We start from the raw sequence: 17,803 nt of genomic DNA on the forward strand, positions 1-17,803 counted from the left end.
GGGGCACTACTGATGAAAGCGAAGTCTCCCGACGTCATGCATACCTCATCCGAGCGTGCCATGCGCCTTGCACCCGAGCAACGTTATGCCGAAGAACTGGAGCGCCTAGCCTCGGCTGACCGCGATGCTCGTCCGCAGGGCTGGAGGCTTTCGCCGCGCGCCGTACGTCGCTTTATCCTCGGTGATTCTTCCTTGCATGTGAGCCGCAAGTTCTACGGCGACGATCCCCTGGTCGATCGTGCCATCGTCACGCTGATGGGCCATCAAGGCCTGATGTTGGTCGGTGAGCCGGGCACTGCGAAATCGTTGCTATCGGAAATGTTGGCCGCTGCGATCAGTGGCGACTCCGGACTTATTGTGCAAGGCACAGCGGGGACGACCGAAGACCATATTAAGTACAGCTGGAACTATGCGCTACTGCTTGCCGAAGGGCCAAGCGCGCGCGCCTTGGTTCCTTCATCGATCTATCAGGCCATGCGCGCTGGCAAAATCGTGCGTTTTGAGGAAATCACGCGTTGCCCGCCGGAGATTCAGGATGTGCTGATCTCCCTGATGAGCGAAAAGCAACTGATGATTCCCGAACTCGGCGACGATGCGCGCCTATTCGCCCAGCGCGGTTTCAACATCATCGCCACAGCCAACCTGCGCGATCGCGGTGTGCACGAAATGTCCTCGGCGCTCAAGCGCCGCTTCAACTTCGAAACCGTGCGGCCGATTCGCGACCATCAATTCGAAGTCGAACTGATCCTAGCGCAGCTTCAGCGCGAACTCGCCGACGGGGAAGGATCGGTGGAAGTGCCGCGCGATGTTGTGTCGCTATTGGTTACGACTTTCCAAGAGCTGCGTGCAGGCGTCACTCAAGACGGTACTGCGATAAAGAGCCTCGATGCGGTGATGTCGACTGCAGAGGCGGTTAACGTGGCATATGCGGCAGCGTTACAAGCGCGTCACTTCAATGATGGCCACCTCACCGTGCGCGAGATCGCCGGGCAACTTCAGGGTGTGATAGTTCGCGACAGCACCGACGACACAAAGCGCGTGCGCCACTATTTCGACACCGTGGTTCGTGAGCGCGGCAAGAGAGACACGCAATGGAAGGTGTTTCACGAAGCTGCTCGCTCATTGTGGCAGTGACCCGTTGACTCACTCTTCTTTATCCGCAGTGAAGGCCGAGGAATCGACCGAAGTCGCCTTGCCGGAATCGTTAGCCCTCGCCCGCGCGCGGCTGTTTGGACACGACGATATCTACTTCGTACCGGTTCGGCACCATAGTCCGACATGTGCGTTCGCGCTACGTCAGTTGCTGAAGGACGTGGCGCCAGCGGTCGTACTTGTCGAAGGTCCGGACGACGTTGGACATCTGTTGCCTCTGATGCAGCATGAACGTACCAAAGCACCTGTTGCCTGGTTGTGCCAGGCAACGCGTAAGAAGCATTCGGACGGTATCGACAACGACAATGCCGACAAGTCGGAGACACGGACGTCTTTCTTTCCGTTCTGTGACTACAGTCCGGAATGGATCGCTATTCGCGAAGGCGCAGCGTTGGGCGCACAAATTGCGCTGATCGATCTTCCGTGGAGCGACAAAGCTTGGCACAACGAACAGAAGAAAGCGGCTGACGCGACCGACAGCCTGATGGAGGAGCGTCATTTCGCGCACAGCCGCTATCTCGGCGCGATGGCAGCTCAGCTCGGCTGTGTCGACCATCATGAACTCTGGGATCGCCTGTTCGAATTGCGTCAGCCTGCGGCACTAATGGACTGGCGCAGTTTTTTTGGTGATGTATTCGCGTGGTGCGCGATGGCGCGTCTCGACTACGAACCGGAGGTGCTGGAAGCCGAGCTGAGCCTGCCGCGCGAGCGGCATATGGCGAACCATGTCCGACATTGGCGCAAAGCCGTTAAGGGGCCAATCGTTGTGGTAACCGGCGGCTTTCATACGCCCGAGCTCGTGATGCGATGGAGCGAGGCAAAAGCTAAGTCGCGGGTTTCGGCATCCAGGATCGACGCGGGCGCTTGGTTGATTCGCTACAGCTTCGATCGGCTCGATGCGCTCAATGGCTATGCGTCGGGCATGCCGTCACCGGGCTACTACCAGCGCATCTGGGACCGACTCGAACGTGATGCGGCCCCGGATAATCGGGTGAACTGTCATGCCGCCGTGGCGCTCGAATGCCTGACGTCGTTCGCGCGCGAAACGCGCGAGCAGGACCAGGTCGACGCGGTATCGACAGCCGTCGTGCAGGCGGCCATGATCCAGGCGCAGCGCCTCGCGGCATTGCGGGGAAACATCGGGCCGAGTCGACAGGATCTGCTCGATGCGATTCGGTCGTGCTTCATCAAAGGCGCGGTTGACGAAGGCAGACGCGGATTCACGGGCGATCTGCGTCGGTTCCTCGGCGGTACACGCATCGGCGATGTGCCGGCATCGGCGGGCTCGCCACCGCTCGTCGAAGATGCGCGGCGGCGTGCACTCGTTGCGGGTGTGCGTGTCGACGACACTACACCGCGAGACGCGCGCCTGGATCTATACCGCAAATCCTCGCACCGTGATCGCAGTCGCTACTTTCATGCGATGGCGTATCTCGACACTGGGCTTGCGCATTGGCTGGGCGGACCCGACTTCCTCGGCAACAGCCGACTGAACATGTTGTTCGAGGAATGGCGCGTTGCCTGGTCGCCGTTGGTCGAAGCACGCCTTGTCGAACTGGCGGTCAGCGGTGCGAGCGTCGAAGCGGTCTGCATGGCGAAGCTGAGGATTGAGGAAGAAGCGCTCGCTCAGCAGGGGCGAGCACGCAGCGCGAGCGCAGCCGTTGCATTGATCGTCCGAGCGTGTCTGATCGGCCTGCATTCGCAACTACCGCAGATGCTGAACATGCTTTCGGCTCATCTCGATGAGGATGCAGCCATTGGGTCTGTCATCGAGTGCGGCCATCGGTTGGTCACGCTGTGGCGCTCGCGCGAACCGCTTGGCGTGCAGCAGCATCCGCAACTGGGTGCCCTGTTGCAGCGAGCGTGGGACGCAGCCCTGTTTCTGCTTCCTGATTTGAGCCGGTGTCAACAAGGCAATGAACCCCAGGCTATCAAGCAACTGCTCGGTCTGCACGAGCTAGGGCGTTTGATCGGCGCATTGGAACAGACCGATGCGGTGGCGGTTGACCATGAACCCATGTACGCCGAGTTGGAACGCTTCACCTCCGACGGCACTATCGCTGCCGGCGTAAGCGGTGCAGCAGCGACCTTACTCTATCTTGATGGCCGTTGGAGCGAAGCGACTCTCAACGAATTGGTCGATCGCCGATTCGGCAGCGGCGCAGCGCCTCACGAGGCCACACGTTTCCTCGGTGGGTTGATGACCGCTGCGCCTGAACTGTTATTGCGTGTACCGCAACTGCTCAGTCGGCTTGACGAGATCATTGCGACGTGGGACGACGAATCGTTCATCACCTATCTTGCCGATTTTCGCCAGTCTTTTGCCCAACTGAAGCCGTACGAGACGGCGATGCTCGCTGAACGAGTGGCTACGCTGCATGGCTTGAACGAGAGCGGCAAGGAATTGTTGCTGCAGACCCACTATGAAACCGCTGAAAGCGACATATCAAAAGGCACGCAAATGCAGCTGTTGCTTGCGGATAGCCTACGACAAAGCGGCTTGACCTCATGGATCGATATCGCTGGTGACGCTGCGCACTCGGATTAAGTTGCATTGGCTCTACTATCCGTCAGCTGCCTGTTCCACGCCAATATACTTGCCAGTTGCGTAGGCTGGCGGCAGTTTGCCCAACTTGAGTTTGAACTGGCTGCGCACTGTAGCTTGTCAGCTAAAACCGAGCGTACTTCACCCATCTCGTACCAAGTGCCTATTCACGTTTTGTGGGTGCGACGCTGCTCCATCCCCTCTGGGTCGCCTCAAGGCGTTCTTGTTGTGAAGGAAAGTCAGGATCGGTAGACGGCGGCATTGCTTGATAAGCTGCTAAAGCTTCCGTCAAGGTTGCCCCTAGTTTCTTGAGAGCCATTCCAGACCACGCGTCTGCGTCTAGCTCCTGCTTTTTTCTCTCGCTACTGGAAGAAGGCGGTGAATCAAAGTGGCCAAGAGCTATGTGTCCAATTTCATGAGCTACCACGGAGTAAATTGTCCAATTTGTCCGTGTCGATTTACGAAGAGAGTCCAGAAAGGACTGAGTGTAGATTAACTTATAACCAGACGACTCCTTCGTAATCGCTGCATTGTTCCATTTTTCGTCGATCTTCTCGAAAACGATTTCAGCCTTTATCCCTGTCGCGATGGAGACTTCATCAACAACATTTCGCAACTGCGCAACTGAGAAGTCTTCTTTAACATCCTTATTCGCTTGGGTTGCAACTATCGACAAACCTGGATCCTGGAGCGCTCGCCGAATATTGCCGTTCGAATCGCTAATCAACCCAGCTTCCAAAAGAAATCGGATGTTCTCGCGATTCCGTTTCGCATCAGAAGAAACAAATTTCAAGATCAGATCAGTGTCGTGTTTGTCACGAGCTAGCTTTATGTCCCACCAGCCTTTCAAATAGGAAGCGGTGAAAGTTCCAGTGAACCCGACGACGGCGACGATGATCGTCGCCAGAGGAACAGAAATATCGACCCACTGAGATCTGAGTAGACGACGCGCCTCCAGTCGTTTGACTGCGGCTTCCGCTCTATTGACTGAAGTTTCAGAGCGGACCTTTGCGGTCTCATCGAAATCCTTGTCGGCGGGAGGCACAGAAGAGGTGGTCTTCCTACTCATAGTAGTAATGCCTCAGATCCGACATGAGTCTGCAGTGGGCAGAATCGTTGATGTGGGGAAAGTCACATCCACATGGGGCTAGCTCAGAGGGTTCATTGCGCGGCAACCCTGTCATTTTCCCCTGAAATGCGCGCTAACGTTGACACTATTCGCTCGATACTTCCACTTGCCCGTGAGTAAGTCTATGTTTTCTCTTGAGTTCGCTGTCAGGGACATCGTTTGCGCGCATCGACAGCCGCGGCGGCGTTCGTGCAAGCAGCTGTGCGCAGTAATCCTGTGAGTTCCCGCGTGTCTGCCTACAAAGAATGACCCGTGTGGCGTACGACAACAGCCCATTCCCGCTCCAACAATCGCCCTGAAGTCAAATTGGTCCCGACAAATTGCCCTGCAATTGACCAGCCGCCGACTAAACGCCCGGTAGTCGATTCCCGCCCGACAAACAACATGCCCCCGAGTCGCAAACAGACCAAAGAAGCTGTGCGCAGTAATCCCGTGAGTTCCCGCGCATTAATGTTGTGAGTTTCAAAAAACACCGCTCTGTCGAAGAAATCTCTCAGTTTTGCTCGGGCCGCACTTTGTCCATCGTTGTGAGGATCGTCTCAGTGGCGTGCTTCGGAAACTGGTTCCGTCAACGATCAACATGCTCGACTGTGCGTCGAGCCAGCGATGCATCGCAGAAGTTCTCACACTTGGATATCCTGATACCCGATTGGCGTACAAGGATCCTACGATATGCGTCCAGGTTCTCCCATTCAGTCTGGCGACCAGAAAGAACCTGCTGGTTGGGAAGATGAGGGCCTGCCGCCACCGATCTCAACGGACGGGCGCGATCGTTTGCGAGCTTCTTTGGAGCGCCGCGATAGTCTGCTCCACTCAGAAACTTGGCTCTCCAGCGACGAAGTAGCTATCAGAATTTCCGCTAGCATCGCCGGAAATGACCAAGAACAGGACATTCGCTGGTTACGGAGGGAAGGCCGTTTGTTTGCCGTGCGATTCAAAGGAAGATATTTGCATCCGGACTTTCAGTTCAATGCCCAAGGACAACTCATGGCAGAGGTCAAGGACCTGCTTGATGTTCTCCCTAGAACCGATGCCAATTGGAATCTTGCCTTCTGGGTATTCCAACCAACGCGAGCACTTGGTGGAAAGCGCCCGGCAGACGTTTTTCGTCAAGACCCTCAACGTGTTGTAGTCGTAGCCCAAAAAGATTTCCTAGGCGATAACGAACGCTGGTAGCACTCGTCTGCCCGTAAGGAACTGTGCGTAAAAATTCGCAGTTTTAGCGGAGCGCAACTACCTTTCGTTTGGAGGAATTCCTGTTCTTCTTTTGTGATTTGACCTCACGTTCCAGTTCGGCCACGCGCTGTTTCATGATGCGCTTCTGCTGGGCGAGATCTTCCTCTAGTTTTACACGACGCTTGGTTTCGCCAGCGGACTTAGTGTTAGCGGCTCGTGCATCCTGCTGAGCGGATTTTGCTTCTTCACGAGCTCGATCGACCTCACATAGCCAACGTTGCTCTGTGGCCTCAGCACGTTCGCGATCTGCCCTAAATTCCTTTTGCGTCTCTTCGCTGGCCCGACGCAACGCGGCCACCGTGGCCTGAGCCTCAGCGAGCGAGTGAAGGGCCGCGGTCAAGGATTGTTGCAAATCGTCGATCCGACGCCGCTCATTGATTAGGTCCGCTTTTGCGGCCTCGCACTCGCGTTGGGAGAGCACGAGGGCCTGCTGCTGGGTTGCCTCTTGAGCCGCCGCCTGCTCAAGTTGGGCCTGCAGGGTGTTTTCCCGCTCCTGGAGTCCTCGCTCGCTTTCCTCATAACGCGCTTCCGATTCCTGCCGCGTCGCGACCACCGCTTCGCTCCATAGCGTCATCATGGCCCGCTGCACCGCTTCAGGAATATCAGGCAACTCTGCCCGTGCCTGCGCGGCCAAGCGCCCGGCCAGCTCCGACCACCATACCTCGAGCAGGCGTAGCAGCGTGTTTGGCGAGCCGGTACCGAGCTCGGCCCGCACTTTTTCGATGGTTGGCCGTTCGCCGCGCGCCAGCAACGCATCCGCGGCCTTCGTCACCTGATCTTGCGTCACGCCACGTGCCATTTCCGCCTCCGATGTCGACGCCCTACTCTTTCGCTTTTATACTAACGATAAGTTATATTTATCGTCAGTATAAGTCATATTTCGTAGTATACACTACGTTGTATGAAAGAAAAAAAATCCCTATCTGCACTCGCCTCGCCGGCTTCCCAGCTTTTGCTACCGGAACAATTGGCCGAACAAGCCGCCAATGCAGTTCGTGAGCTGCTCGCCGAAGCGGCCGCGGCGAACACTACGCGTAGTTACACGAGCGCCCTACGCTACTGGGCGGGCTGGCATCGGGTACGCTACGGGATTGAATTGTCGTTGCCGATCACCGAAGCCATCGTGATGCAGTTTGTCGTCGACCACGTCGCGCGTCGTGGCAAGACCGGCTTGAAATGGGAGTTGCCGCCGGCGGCCGACCAGGCGCTCGTCGCGGCCAAGCTGAAATCCAAGCTCGGCCCGTGGAAATTGGCCAGCGTCGTGCACCGAGTTGCTGTGCTGTCGACGGCGCATCGACTGAAACGGCTGACGAATCCGTGCGAAGAACCGGCCGTGCGGACCGTCCTCGGGCGTGCGCGTCGAGCCTCCGTCAAACGGGGTGAGCGGCCGGCCAAGAAAACGGCGATCACGAAAGCCGAACTCGAGGCGATGCTCGCGACGTGCGATGGTTCGTTGGAGGGAATTCGGGATCGCGCCCTGCTCTGCTTCGGTTTTGCGAGCGGTGGTCGTCGGCGCAGCGAGATTGCCGCCGCCGATATGCGCGATCTGCGGCAGACGGGCCCTCAAGCCTTCATCTATCGGCTGGAGCACAGCAAAACCCAGCAAGCCGGCCCCACGGCCAGCTCTACGCCCGATAAACCGATCTTGGACCAGGCGGCCGATGCCCTTTTGGAGTGGCTGGAGGCCTCGGGCGTTCAGGAGGGAGCGATTTTTCGCCGGATCTGGAAGAAACGGGTCGGCCCGGCGCTCTCCCCTGCCTCGGTCGGTCAGATCGTGCAGCGACGGGCGCGGCTAGCCGGGCTGGAGGGGAATTTTGGGGGGCACAGCCTACGCTCGGGTTTCGTCACCGAGGCCGGTAAACAAGGGGTGCCGTTGCCGGCGGTGATGGCGATGACGGAACACCGGTCGGTGGCCAGCGTCGTGGGGTATTTTCAGGCCGGACAAGCCGAGGAGAACCCCGCTGCCCGGCTTCTCAAGTAACTAACGCAGCCCCTAGATCGTGGCGGCTGACCAAACGCGCTTTTCATCAGCTGCGGACGAGAATCGGATCTTCTCGCTCATCAAGAACGAGATCGACGTCGATCGATTTGTGGTACACAGGGACCGCTGCCGGATTTATTGCAAGAAAAACTACTCCTCCAAAGATCGCGAACGCGAAATCATTTTCGATTTGTCAATCAAATGATTCGCCCCCGATGCAGATGACTGCTCGTTCGTTTTCATCCGATTGCCAACTTCAATCTACAGATATGTGAAAGTGCGGCAAACACGCATCGGAAAACCCCGCGCGTCGCCCCTCGATCCGGACTGAGAGCGTGTTGCCCTCAGTCCGGCCGACGAGCGCAAAGCGCTCACACCACGATCAGTTCGATTCGGTGAACTGGATGTAGGGTGCCGCCCCACCCGTGGCAGTACACGCACCAAGCGTCAAGTTGTTGCCCTCTGCAGTCGAACCCGAAAAAAGATTGCTCGGAGTGGAGTGGAAGCAAGTCGGAGCGTTGGAAGTGCCGTCATTCGCTTGAATTCGCACAGTCAGCGAAGAACCCGAGTTGAAAGTCAATCCCGAGCCGCCACCGTTCCCCACCACGTTGAATTCCGATGCGTTCCAGGTAGAGCCGATATCCAGCGTGCTGCCGCTTTGATTCACCGCCTTCGCCGTCGTGCCGTGATAGAACGTCACGCTATCGTTGCCGCTGACGGATGCAGCGCCCGTCAATTTCGCGTTTGCGAGATCGGTGAGAGCAACAGTATCCACCGTCACTGCGGAGCTATTCTTGAAACACCCCCCTCCCTGAACGGAACGCGTCCACCCGCTCGGGCATTTGCTCGGCAACGGAAATAGCCAGTTCTGGATGTATGCCTGCGCGGGTCCGGGAACGGTGTACTCACCGGTCGATGCATAAATGAATTGCTGCCATGTTCGGCATGTCTTCGTCCCGTATCCATAGCCTTTACAGAGAGCCGACGGCCCGTTGCTCATATTGGTGTTCAGTTGCAGGGTATAGCTGCCCGTGCTCGCCGAAGTGACGCCGGTAACAGTCGGGAAGCTGCCGGTTACCGAGGTCGTCAAACCTGACGTTTCGGCTATGTAGTCGTACCCCGACCCCGCCGTTTCCGGCGATTCACCCGAGTTGCTTTCGACGCCGTCGGCGTTCGCCGCGGCCACGGCATTCACAGTTCCGCTTGCTCCATTCGTGGATCGCCGTATAGGCGTAATGGATTCGGAAGCGGGAGGTGGCAGACAGCTCTCCCGCTCCCAGACTAGGCTGGGGTAGCTTGCATGAAAGCAACCTTCTTCCATCGGCGGGAACGCCTTGAGACCTTCATGCCATGCGTGCAGCGCCTCGGGTGCTGGGCTGACGGCTATACCGTGATAAGTCTCCGCAGCATCGGCTGGCGTCAACGCAAACAGACTCATTGAACCGATAGCGCAAGCAACCGCAAGCGCGGAGCGCTTCCCAGACTTCGCATTCGACATCATGCATATCTCCTAGAGTTAAGTGCGATAAGACGCGCCAGGTCCTCGCACGGCGCGTAGCAACCACGATATCCACAGACCCCGAACACATGCGATTCCGCATCGCGAAATAAAAACAACGGATGCGCAATCGATAATTTGAAACACAAAGCTAATGTACGGAAAATGGCCGCCAAAACCTTCATGGAAAGCGGCTGAATAGATGGCGGCGAATTTGGCGAAGAAAGTAGGCATTTACCTATCACTTTCGGTCGCCGCGTCAGCAACGAAATTAGCCTTACAGCGTGAGTTCCCAAGCATCGAATGCTTCTTAGCCCGGTGAAGCTTTCTCTCATTATTTCTGAAACCTTAGCTCTCGGAAAAAAGGCTGTTCGCCAGCTTCGCGAGTATCGGCGAACTTCTTCTTTCGGATACAAAGTTGATCGGAGCGGCGAAACGCAAGGATTGTGATCCAAACGTTTATCTTGAAGGCATGCTAACGAAATGAGCGAGCTACGCGGAGGCGGCGCTAATCTCGTCGTCCGCTTCATCGTTCTGCGAATTGGCGTACGTGAATGGCAAACTGATGTAGTGCTCGCCGAGTTGGCTCAGTTGGCCAGGACCTGCCAGGAGGCTTGTGTAGTGAGGGTCGGGGCTTAAGCGACCGGTGAACCAGGCATAGCGAAAAACATCGTCCCGGGTTTCACAGGTGTTGACCATATCCGTCATCTGATCAATCTGCTGCTGTAGGGTGTTGATCGAAAAATATTGCTCTGTGTGCCAATTGGCGAATTCGGTGACCCAGTACGGTTTGTTGTACTTCGCCATGTAATTGAGAATGAAGGTCAGGCCGAAGTCGTACCAGTGGATGCCCAAATAGTCGATACGTGGGAGCCGTCCTTGATTGCGCTCTTGGTACTCGGCGTAGAACGCATCCATCCAAACAGTTGGATCTCCGTAATTTGGCATCGTGCCGAAGGTCATCTGCGGACCCACGATTTTCACACGGGCCCGCGCCGCTACCTCTTCGTAACCCGGCCAGAGTTGGGCTGCGACGTCCGGCGTGCAGTTCGCCTGGTCTGTCAGGTTGGGTTCGTTGAGCACCAGCAAGTGATCTATGTGAGGATGGCTGCGCAGGTAGTGCACCAGCTCGTCGAGATCGTAATTGGCAGGATCGTTCCACAGCATCGGATAGAAATCCATATCGAACTTTTTCGGATATTTCTCTCCGATGCTCGCATTGGGGCTGGGGCTCCAGTTGTACCACCAGCTCACCCCTGGAGACAGAGCAATCAGATCGTTAGGGTCAGCCAAATCGTAAGCAATCCCTCGTTTGGCGCTCTTTTGAGACTCATTTTTTTTTGGCTTATCCGGATTGGCGCTGGCGATCGCCGGAGTAAGGCCGGCAAACGTTAGTGAAGCCAAGCTCACAAGGCCGGCCGTCTGACGCAACATCTTTCTACGTGAATAGCTGGTTGACATGAATTCCCTCCGTGAGTTGACTGTTGATTTTGCAAACGCCCGAATACTGTTTCAGAAAATTGCCCTACGACTCCCGTCCCCTAGGTTGCGATGCTCCGTCCTTGGCGACCTATTTCACGAGCTGTGCGATGTAGACGGCATAGGGTGGCAGGCTCGTGTCGCCCACGAGCTGCAGCTTTCTGGCGTGACTGTTTGCCGTTAGCAGCAGCGTGACCTTACTCAGGCTGTAGCCCGGTACGTTGATCTGCACCTTTTGTTCGCTGCCGGTCATGTTGAGCAGCACAAGCACTGTTTCCTTCTTGTAGCTCCGGGTATACGCAAGTACATTTTTTTCGTTCTGATTGAGTGCTGTGTAACTGCCGTCGCGTAGCGCCAAATGTGTTTTGCGCAATGCAATAAGCTTGCGGTAAAATGACAGGACCGAATTCGGGTCGGCGGATTCGGTCTCGACATTGCGCGTACGCGCACTCTCCGGCACCGGCAACCACGGGCTGCCCGTCGTGAAGCCTGCGTTCGCGCCCGGCGTCCACTGCATCGGCGTACGTTCGCCGTCGCGACCTTTTTCCTCTGGCCAGCCGAGTTGACCGATCGGATCCTTGACGTCTTCGCGACGTGCAGGATCGGTATTGACCATGCCCAATTCTTCGCCGTAGTAGAGGATCGGCGTGCCCCGCAAAGTCAGGTACATACCGGCGAGCAGCTTGGCGACCATGTCGCTATCGGCGACGCTCTTCCCGTAGCGCGACGCTGCCCGTGGTATGTCATGGTTGCCGATCACATACACTGGCCATCCGCCAGTAGCCTCCACGGTTGCGATCTTTTCGCGGAATTCCTTCGCAGAGAGATCTGGCGTCGTTGCAAATGAAACGAACATCGGCATCTGCAGATTGCCGCCGTCGGGGCTGTAATATGCCTTCAATTCGTCGACACCCGTGGTCCAGGTCTCCCCTATCAATACAGCACCGAACTGGTCCGCAGTGTTGCGCAGACCGCGCAACACTGCATTATTTTCGGTCTGCAGTTTGTTGTTGTAGAGGAACTTTGTATTTGGGTCGCCATACTTGTTCTTGCCCGGTTCGACCGGGTTGTCGCGCAGTTGGGGATCCTCGAACAAAGTATCGACCGCATCGAGGCGGAACCCGGCGATGCCGCGGCGGTACCACCAGCGCGTAACATCATTGATCGCCTCGGCGACTTGCGGATTGCGCCAATTGAGATCGGGCTGCTGTTTGTAGAAGAAATGGTAGAAATACTGTTGGGTCGTCGGATCGAACTGCCACGCAGAACCACCAAACAGCGAGATCCAATTGTTCGGCGGTGCGTCCTTCTTGCCATCGCGCCAGATGTACCAGTCGCGATACTTGGACGAACGAGAAGATTTCGAGTCGAGAAACCAGGGATGCTGGTCCGACGTATGGTTGACGACCAGATCGAGCACGATACGCTGGCCGCGTTGTCTGGCCGCTCCAATCAACTTGTCCATGTCGGCAAGCGTTCCATACATCGGGTCGATATCGCGGTAGTCGGACACGTCGTAGCCGAAGTCGACTTGCGGCGAAGGAAAACAGGGCGTGATCCAGATCGCGTCAACGCCGAGGTTGCGCAGATAGTCGAGCTTGGAGGTGATGCCATTCAGGTCGCCAATACCGTCAGCATTGCTGTCGGCGAAGCTGCGCGGGTACAGCTCGTAAAATACTGCGTGCTGCCACCATTGATGACCTTCGGCATCGACACTCTTGCCCACGGGCTCTGCGCCCGCTCGCAACGCCAGCAACATGCTGAAAATTAGTGATGCGGATCGTAGAAGCATTTGTTTCCCATAAATGATGATTTGCAATTGACAAAGCGAATGCGAAGACGCACGTGACGTTTTATTTCGTGCCGCTTTCCTTCCCGGGGGAACGTAGATCTCAATCTCGGCCGATATCTCGCAAACGACGGCCGCTCATTAGATTCCGCTCTATCTGCTCCAACGTCTTACCCTTGGTCTCAGGCACGAATACAAACGTGAGGATGACGAATAGCAGGTTCAGGGCTGCGTACAGCCAAAATGTCGCAGGACTCCCTATCCCGTTGAGCAGAGACAAAAAAGTAAAGCCCACGATCATGTTGGCGACCCAATTGGTTACTGTTGAGCAGCCGATGCCGAAGTCACGGCCTTTCAGGGGTTGGATTTCGGAGCAGAGTGTCCATACCAAAGGACCTGCCGACATGGCAAAACCAACAATGAACAGAAGCAGCATCGTCACGGAGAACATCTGTTGGCCATGAGTTCCAATGCCGATGTACATCATCGTGCCGACCGCTCCGAGACCCAAAGCCATCACGACGAATCCAGCATAGAGAATTGGCTTTCGCCCCAGCTTGTCGACGAATGCGATGGCGATAAATGTCGCAAGTACATTGGTAAGCCCTACCGCTGCAGTAAACCAAAGCTGCGCTGTCGTGGCGTATCCCATGTTTTCGAAAATGCGCGGCGCGTAGTACATCACTACGTTCATGCCTGTGAACTGCTGCATCAACTGAAGCAGAACACCGAGGCAGACCGAGCGGCGGAAATTGGAGTTCTCACGAAACATCTGCCAACCGACCTGCGGTTGACGCAATTGCTCGAAAATCGAATTGGCTTCCCGTTCCGCCGCCGCCTCGTCGCCACGCAGGCGGCGAAGGACGTCAAGCGCATCCTTGTCGAATCCTCGCATCAGCAGCCAGCGCGGACTTTCTGGCAAAAAAAGCACTCCGACCAAAAACAGAATGCCAGGAACAACGATGACTCCGAGCATCCACCTCCAACTGCCGGAGTAGCTGAAAGCGGTATCGGAGAGAAACGCGACGAAAATGCCGATGGTGATCATGAGTTGATACAGAGAGATCATGGCCCCTCGCACATGTTCGGGTGCGACTTCGGCCAGATACAGGGGGGCGGCAAACGCTGCGATGCCGATCGCGAGACCCAATACAAGGCGTGCAGCGATCAGTATCGACGGGGACGCCGCGGCTGCGCACATAAGGGAGCCAGCCAGGAAGAGAGTCGCGCCGAGAATCAAGGAGCGTTTGCGACCAAGACGTTGCGACATCCAGCCGACCCCGAGTGCACCGATCGCTGCACCCAACATCATTGCGCTCACGATCCACTCTATTTCGTGGTCGCCGATGCCGAAATCCTTTTGGATGAACTGAACGGCTCCGGAAATGACCCCGATGTCCAAACCGAACATCAGCCCGGCCAATGCACCGAGCACGCACACGAAGATTGCTCCTCGAGTTGATTGCTGCTGAAGTGCCGACGTGGATGACGCAGAAGCCACTGAGCCGACATGCATGAGCGATGTGTCCAAATAGAAGTATTGTTGCGAGCTGACCACCCTCGGTAGCGGACATTTTTCTCCCGGCACCGCTTTCCGGTGCCGGTGTTGCCTTCTTGCAGCTATCCGGGGGCGGAGTCTTAGAACGTGAAACGGAACGCCGCGTTATAGCGCCGCTCGCTGCGCAGCCAGGACTTCGGCACCTGCAGCCCTTCCGGATTGATCACGTAGTAGGTTTTGGTCTGCGTATTGAGCAGATTGCTCACCTGGAAAGCGAACTTCATGTGTTCGGAAAACGAATAGATGATCGATCCGTCGAGATACCCGGCGGGACCGCTGTACACGGGCGCGAACGGCAACGTCTGATCCTCGTTCGTGACCAGTACGCGCGAATTCCAGTTGTACGCCAAGCGCGCTGACCAAGTTTGGTTGTCGTAGAACAATGCTACGTTGGCGGTGTTTCTCGCCAGACCTTGGAGAGGCAAAGAGTATTGGCTATTGCAATCGTTCTTCTGGTCATACTGATTGGGGCAAAAAAAGGTGGGGCCGTAGTTGAATCCCTGACTCTTGATATAGGTGTAGTTGATCTGTGTCCCCAGACCGGACAACCAACCCGGCAGGAATTTGTAGAGTTGCGTGTACGCAACTTCTGCGCCCTTGATAATGCCTCGCTGACTGAGGTTGAACAGACCTGGTGTGAATCTGGCCGTATAAGTCACGCCGTTGTTGGTCACCGGATAGTAGATTGGCGGCAAGTTGCCGCCGTTCTGGATGGTGTCGGTGAGCTGCTTGTAGAAGATGGTGCCGGTCAACGAACTGCCTTCCGCGAAATACCATTCCGTCGTCACGTCGTAGTTGTGCGCTTTGATCGGTTCGAGAAACGGATTGCTGGGTGTAGGCGGATTGGTAGGTGTAGTGGTGGCCACATTCACGAGCAACTGCGAGCCACCATACAGACCGCTGATCCCACTATTACTCGAGGTCTGGCTTAGGGGCGGCCGCCATAGCGATCTCGACCAAGCGAAGCGTGTAATGAGATCGTCGGTCCAGCCGATACTTATGTTGAAGCTCGGCAACCAGTTCGTGAACACGTTGCTATTCGTTACGTTGGTGTACGCACCGTTGGCAAATTTCAGATACGACTGCTGATCAAATCCGGGATAGCAGAAGGTATTGGGTAGCGGTGTGCTGGTCTGACTCGCGCAATAACCCGCAGGGGTATACGGGTTCCCGTCGGGGTCCTTACCCAGTGTCAGCAACGGATAATTGAAATTTCCCGATGAATACTCGTAAGTACGCACGTAGCGTACGCCGGCGTTGCCAGTAATCTGCAGGCCCTCAAGGAAACCGGTGCCTTCGTTGCCGAAGTCCAAACGCAAGTAGCCGGCCTTGGTCTTTTCCTCGTTGCTGTATACGTTTCCGCGGGGGAAAAGTGTGCCCGGTACGAGATCCGTGCGGTCAGTGAGGAACTGCCAGTATTGCCCATATGAACCGCCGCGCTGCTTGAAAAGCTGCCATATGTCGTTGTTCAGGGAAACCAGAGTGGCGAACTGTTGAATCGGGTCGAAATTTGCGTACGGCAAGACATAGCCGGTCGCACCATCGAACGATTTCAGACTCAATGGAATAGATTGGAGATACTTGGGCAAGTCGGCGAGGCTGATGACTTGCGCGTGGGAAGGATCGGCGTAAGGACCTGGCCACCCGCCATAGGTGTAGATTCCACGTACGGTCTCGGCGCGATCGGCATAACGGACGCCGAACTTCAACGCCTTGAAAAAACCGCTGTCGCTGCCAGGTAGGTCGAAAATCCCGTCGGCACGGAAGGCCCGTTGGGTACCGTTGTCCCGCCCGCGTGCCTCGCCCGATGACGCCCAGTACCAATTGGCAGGATTGGCAAAATACTGAGCCGTGGACGAACCGTCCGGCGCAAGCGCGGCGATGACCGGTGAATCCTTGTCGCGCAAATCCAAAGCCCAGTTCGCCTTGGTTTGAGCGATGGCGTAGTCGGAAGCACTCTTGTCGCGCGCAAAAACATTCTGTGCGTCGAACGTCAAATGCAGGCGGTCGGTCGCCTCCCATTTCACGTTGAGACTGACGTCGTTGACGGTGCTGCGATCGTAGCTCGCAAATGTTCCCGCTTGAGTGGGCACACCACCAACGTTGTAGGGCCCGAAGCTCAAGAGATTGGATGGCTTGGGTTGAGTGATGGTGCCGTAAAGGAGCCTGCCCTGGCTGTCGAACGCGTATGGCGAGTTGCTGCTTGGTATATCGCAGTTTGTCGTAGCGAAATTGTCGGTGCCACAACTGCCTCCGTTGGCCAGAAACGTATGTTCCAGGCGGCTGGTATACGAAGAAGCGCGTACCCAGTTGAACGTGGCCTGCAGCGTTTTTTCGGGGTTTTCCCATTGCAACGCGAGCACACTACCTACACGACGCGTATCGAGATCGCTGTTACGAAACCCACCGCCGTCTGGAGCGTATACGGTCTGATTGGCGGTCAACCCCGGGTAATTGTCGGCGTAGCTGGTGCCTTCGGTGAAATTGCGTACGCTGTTGCCGCCCCAGCGCGTCTGATAGTCACGAATTTCCTTGCCGCTCGAATACGTAGGGACATCATCGAAGGACATGCCAGCGACAATGCCGAAGCGGCCGATCGACGTTTCGAATTTCTTGTCGAACATGCCGGTGAAATTGGGGCCTTGCTTCTTTTCGTTTTCGCCGTAGGTGATCCCCGTGGAGAAATAGACGCTGTCCTTGTTGGAGTCGAACGGCTTGCGCGTGATGAGGTTGATCGAGCCGGCAATACCGCCTTCGACCTGATCGGCGGTCTGATTTTTGACGATCTCGACCGCGCTGATCAACTCGGGCGAAACGGTCGAAAAATTCAATCCCGAGCCGGTACCTGCCGAAAACACTTGGCGCCCGTTGAACAAGGTGGAAATGTAGCTCAAGCCTTGCAAGGTCACTCCGGAACCCTGCACCGAGAAGTGATCCGGATCCGTGGGCGTCGCAAAGCGGGAGACCGTGATGCCCGGTACACGCTGCAAGGCTTCGGTAACCGATTGGTCCGGCAATGCACCAGCATCCTGTGCCGAAATCGCATCGATCACGGTGTCCGCGAAGCGTTTGGCTGCCTGCGCGCGACTAAAACTTGCGGCATAGCCCGAGACAGTTATTCCTCCCAATTCCTTGGGGGCGGCTGCATCGCTAGCCTGCGTATCCTGCCCTCCAGGCTGAGTTGTTGAACTGCCCTTCTTTTTTTCTGATGCGGCGCTCGGTTCACTCGCCTGCGGCGTAGTCGATGACGTCTGCGCATGCAGTTGCGCAGACGCGAACAGAGCCGCCGCGATTGCCCAAGACAATTGGCGATATCGATTGGCGGGGCCTTTATGCCCAAACGCGGATTGCTTTTTCACTATGCTCCTCCCAAGTATTCGATGAATGTTTGAGCTCTATCGGCGCGACGCCGGCCCTGTACATCTCAAATCCCCTC

The 17,803-nt window shown here is 56.5% G+C and carries 11 protein-coding genes; 4 read left to right on the forward strand and 7 right to left on the reverse strand.

Annotated elements, in window-relative coordinates; all coding sequences use genetic code 11:
• Positions 1–12: 12 nt before the first annotated feature.
• Both FFS30_RS23420 and FFS30_RS23425 read left to right on the forward strand, forming a co-directional pair.
• Entirely contained in the window at positions 13–1,134 is a 1,122-nt protein-coding gene (locus FFS30_RS23420; RefSeq protein ID WP_212742568.1) for an AAA family ATPase, read from the forward strand.
• 28 nt (positions 1,135–1,162) lie between these two features.
• Entirely contained in the window at positions 1,163–3,700 is a 2,538-nt protein-coding gene (locus tag FFS30_RS23425) for a DUF5682 family protein (RefSeq protein WP_212742569.1), read from the forward strand.
• 160 nt (positions 3,701–3,860) lie between these two features.
• Here the strand turns inward: FFS30_RS23425 and FFS30_RS23430 are convergent, their stop codons facing one another.
• Positions 3,861–4,766, reverse strand: a complete 906-nt coding sequence (locus FFS30_RS23430) for a hypothetical protein (RefSeq protein WP_137915633.1) — start codon at positions 4,764–4,766, stop codon at positions 3,861–3,863.
• Positions 4,767–5,498: 732 nt separating this feature from the next.
• Between FFS30_RS23430 and FFS30_RS23435 the strand changes: the two genes are divergently transcribed.
• Complete coding sequence (locus FFS30_RS23435) at positions 5,499–6,002, forward strand: hypothetical protein (protein ID WP_137915634.1); 504 nt, start codon at positions 5,499–5,501, stop codon at positions 6,000–6,002.
• 43 nt (positions 6,003–6,045) lie between these two features.
• On the opposite strand, the gene FFS30_RS23440 is transcribed toward FFS30_RS23435, so the two are convergent.
• Positions 6,046–6,861: a DNA-binding protein gene (locus tag FFS30_RS23440; RefSeq protein ID WP_137915635.1), complete on the reverse strand. Its 816-nt coding sequence runs from the start codon at positions 6,859–6,861 to the stop codon at positions 6,046–6,048.
• A 102-nt stretch (positions 6,862–6,963) separates the two neighbouring features.
• Between FFS30_RS23440 and FFS30_RS23445 the strand changes: the two genes are divergently transcribed.
• On the forward strand, positions 6,964–8,043 hold the full coding sequence (locus FFS30_RS23445; RefSeq protein WP_137915636.1) for a site-specific integrase: 1,080 nt from the start codon (positions 6,964–6,966) through the stop codon (positions 8,041–8,043).
• Positions 8,044–8,425: 382 nt separating this feature from the next.
• Here the strand turns inward: FFS30_RS23445 and FFS30_RS23450 are convergent, their stop codons facing one another.
• The 5 genes from FFS30_RS23450 to FFS30_RS23470 all read right to left on the reverse strand — a co-directional run bounded on the left by FFS30_RS23450 (position 8,426) and on the right by FFS30_RS23470 (position 17,726).
• The gene (locus tag FFS30_RS23450) at positions 8,426–9,544 is read right to left on the reverse strand and encodes a hypothetical protein (protein ID WP_137915637.1); all 1,119 of its coding nucleotides are present in this window, start codon (positions 9,542–9,544) and stop codon (positions 8,426–8,428) included.
• Positions 9,545–10,033: 489 nt separating this feature from the next.
• Positions 10,034–11,002 carry a glycosyl hydrolase gene (locus FFS30_RS23455; protein WP_137915638.1) on the reverse strand — a complete coding sequence of 323 codons (969 nt, stop codon included), beginning with the start codon at positions 11,000–11,002 and terminating at the stop codon, positions 10,034–10,036.
• 109 nt (positions 11,003–11,111) lie between these two features.
• Positions 11,112–12,779 carry an alpha-glucosidase gene (locus FFS30_RS23460; protein WP_212742570.1) on the reverse strand — a complete coding sequence of 556 codons (1,668 nt, stop codon included), beginning with the start codon at positions 12,777–12,779 and terminating at the stop codon, positions 11,112–11,114.
• 133 nt (positions 12,780–12,912) lie between these two features.
• Positions 12,913–14,325, reverse strand: a complete 1,413-nt coding sequence (locus FFS30_RS23465; protein WP_137915640.1) for a sugar porter family MFS transporter — start codon at positions 14,323–14,325, stop codon at positions 12,913–12,915.
• A gap of 122 nt (positions 14,326–14,447) precedes the next feature.
• Positions 14,448–17,726, reverse strand: a complete 3,279-nt coding sequence (locus tag FFS30_RS23470) for a TonB-dependent receptor (RefSeq protein ID WP_171014832.1) — start codon at positions 17,724–17,726, stop codon at positions 14,448–14,450.
• Positions 17,727–17,803: the final 77 nt, after the last annotated feature.

Origin of the sequence: Rudaea sp. 3F27F6 (genome assembly GCF_005503555.1) — a bacterium.
Taxonomy (GTDB): Bacteria; Pseudomonadota; Gammaproteobacteria; order Xanthomonadales; family Rhodanobacteraceae; genus Rudaea.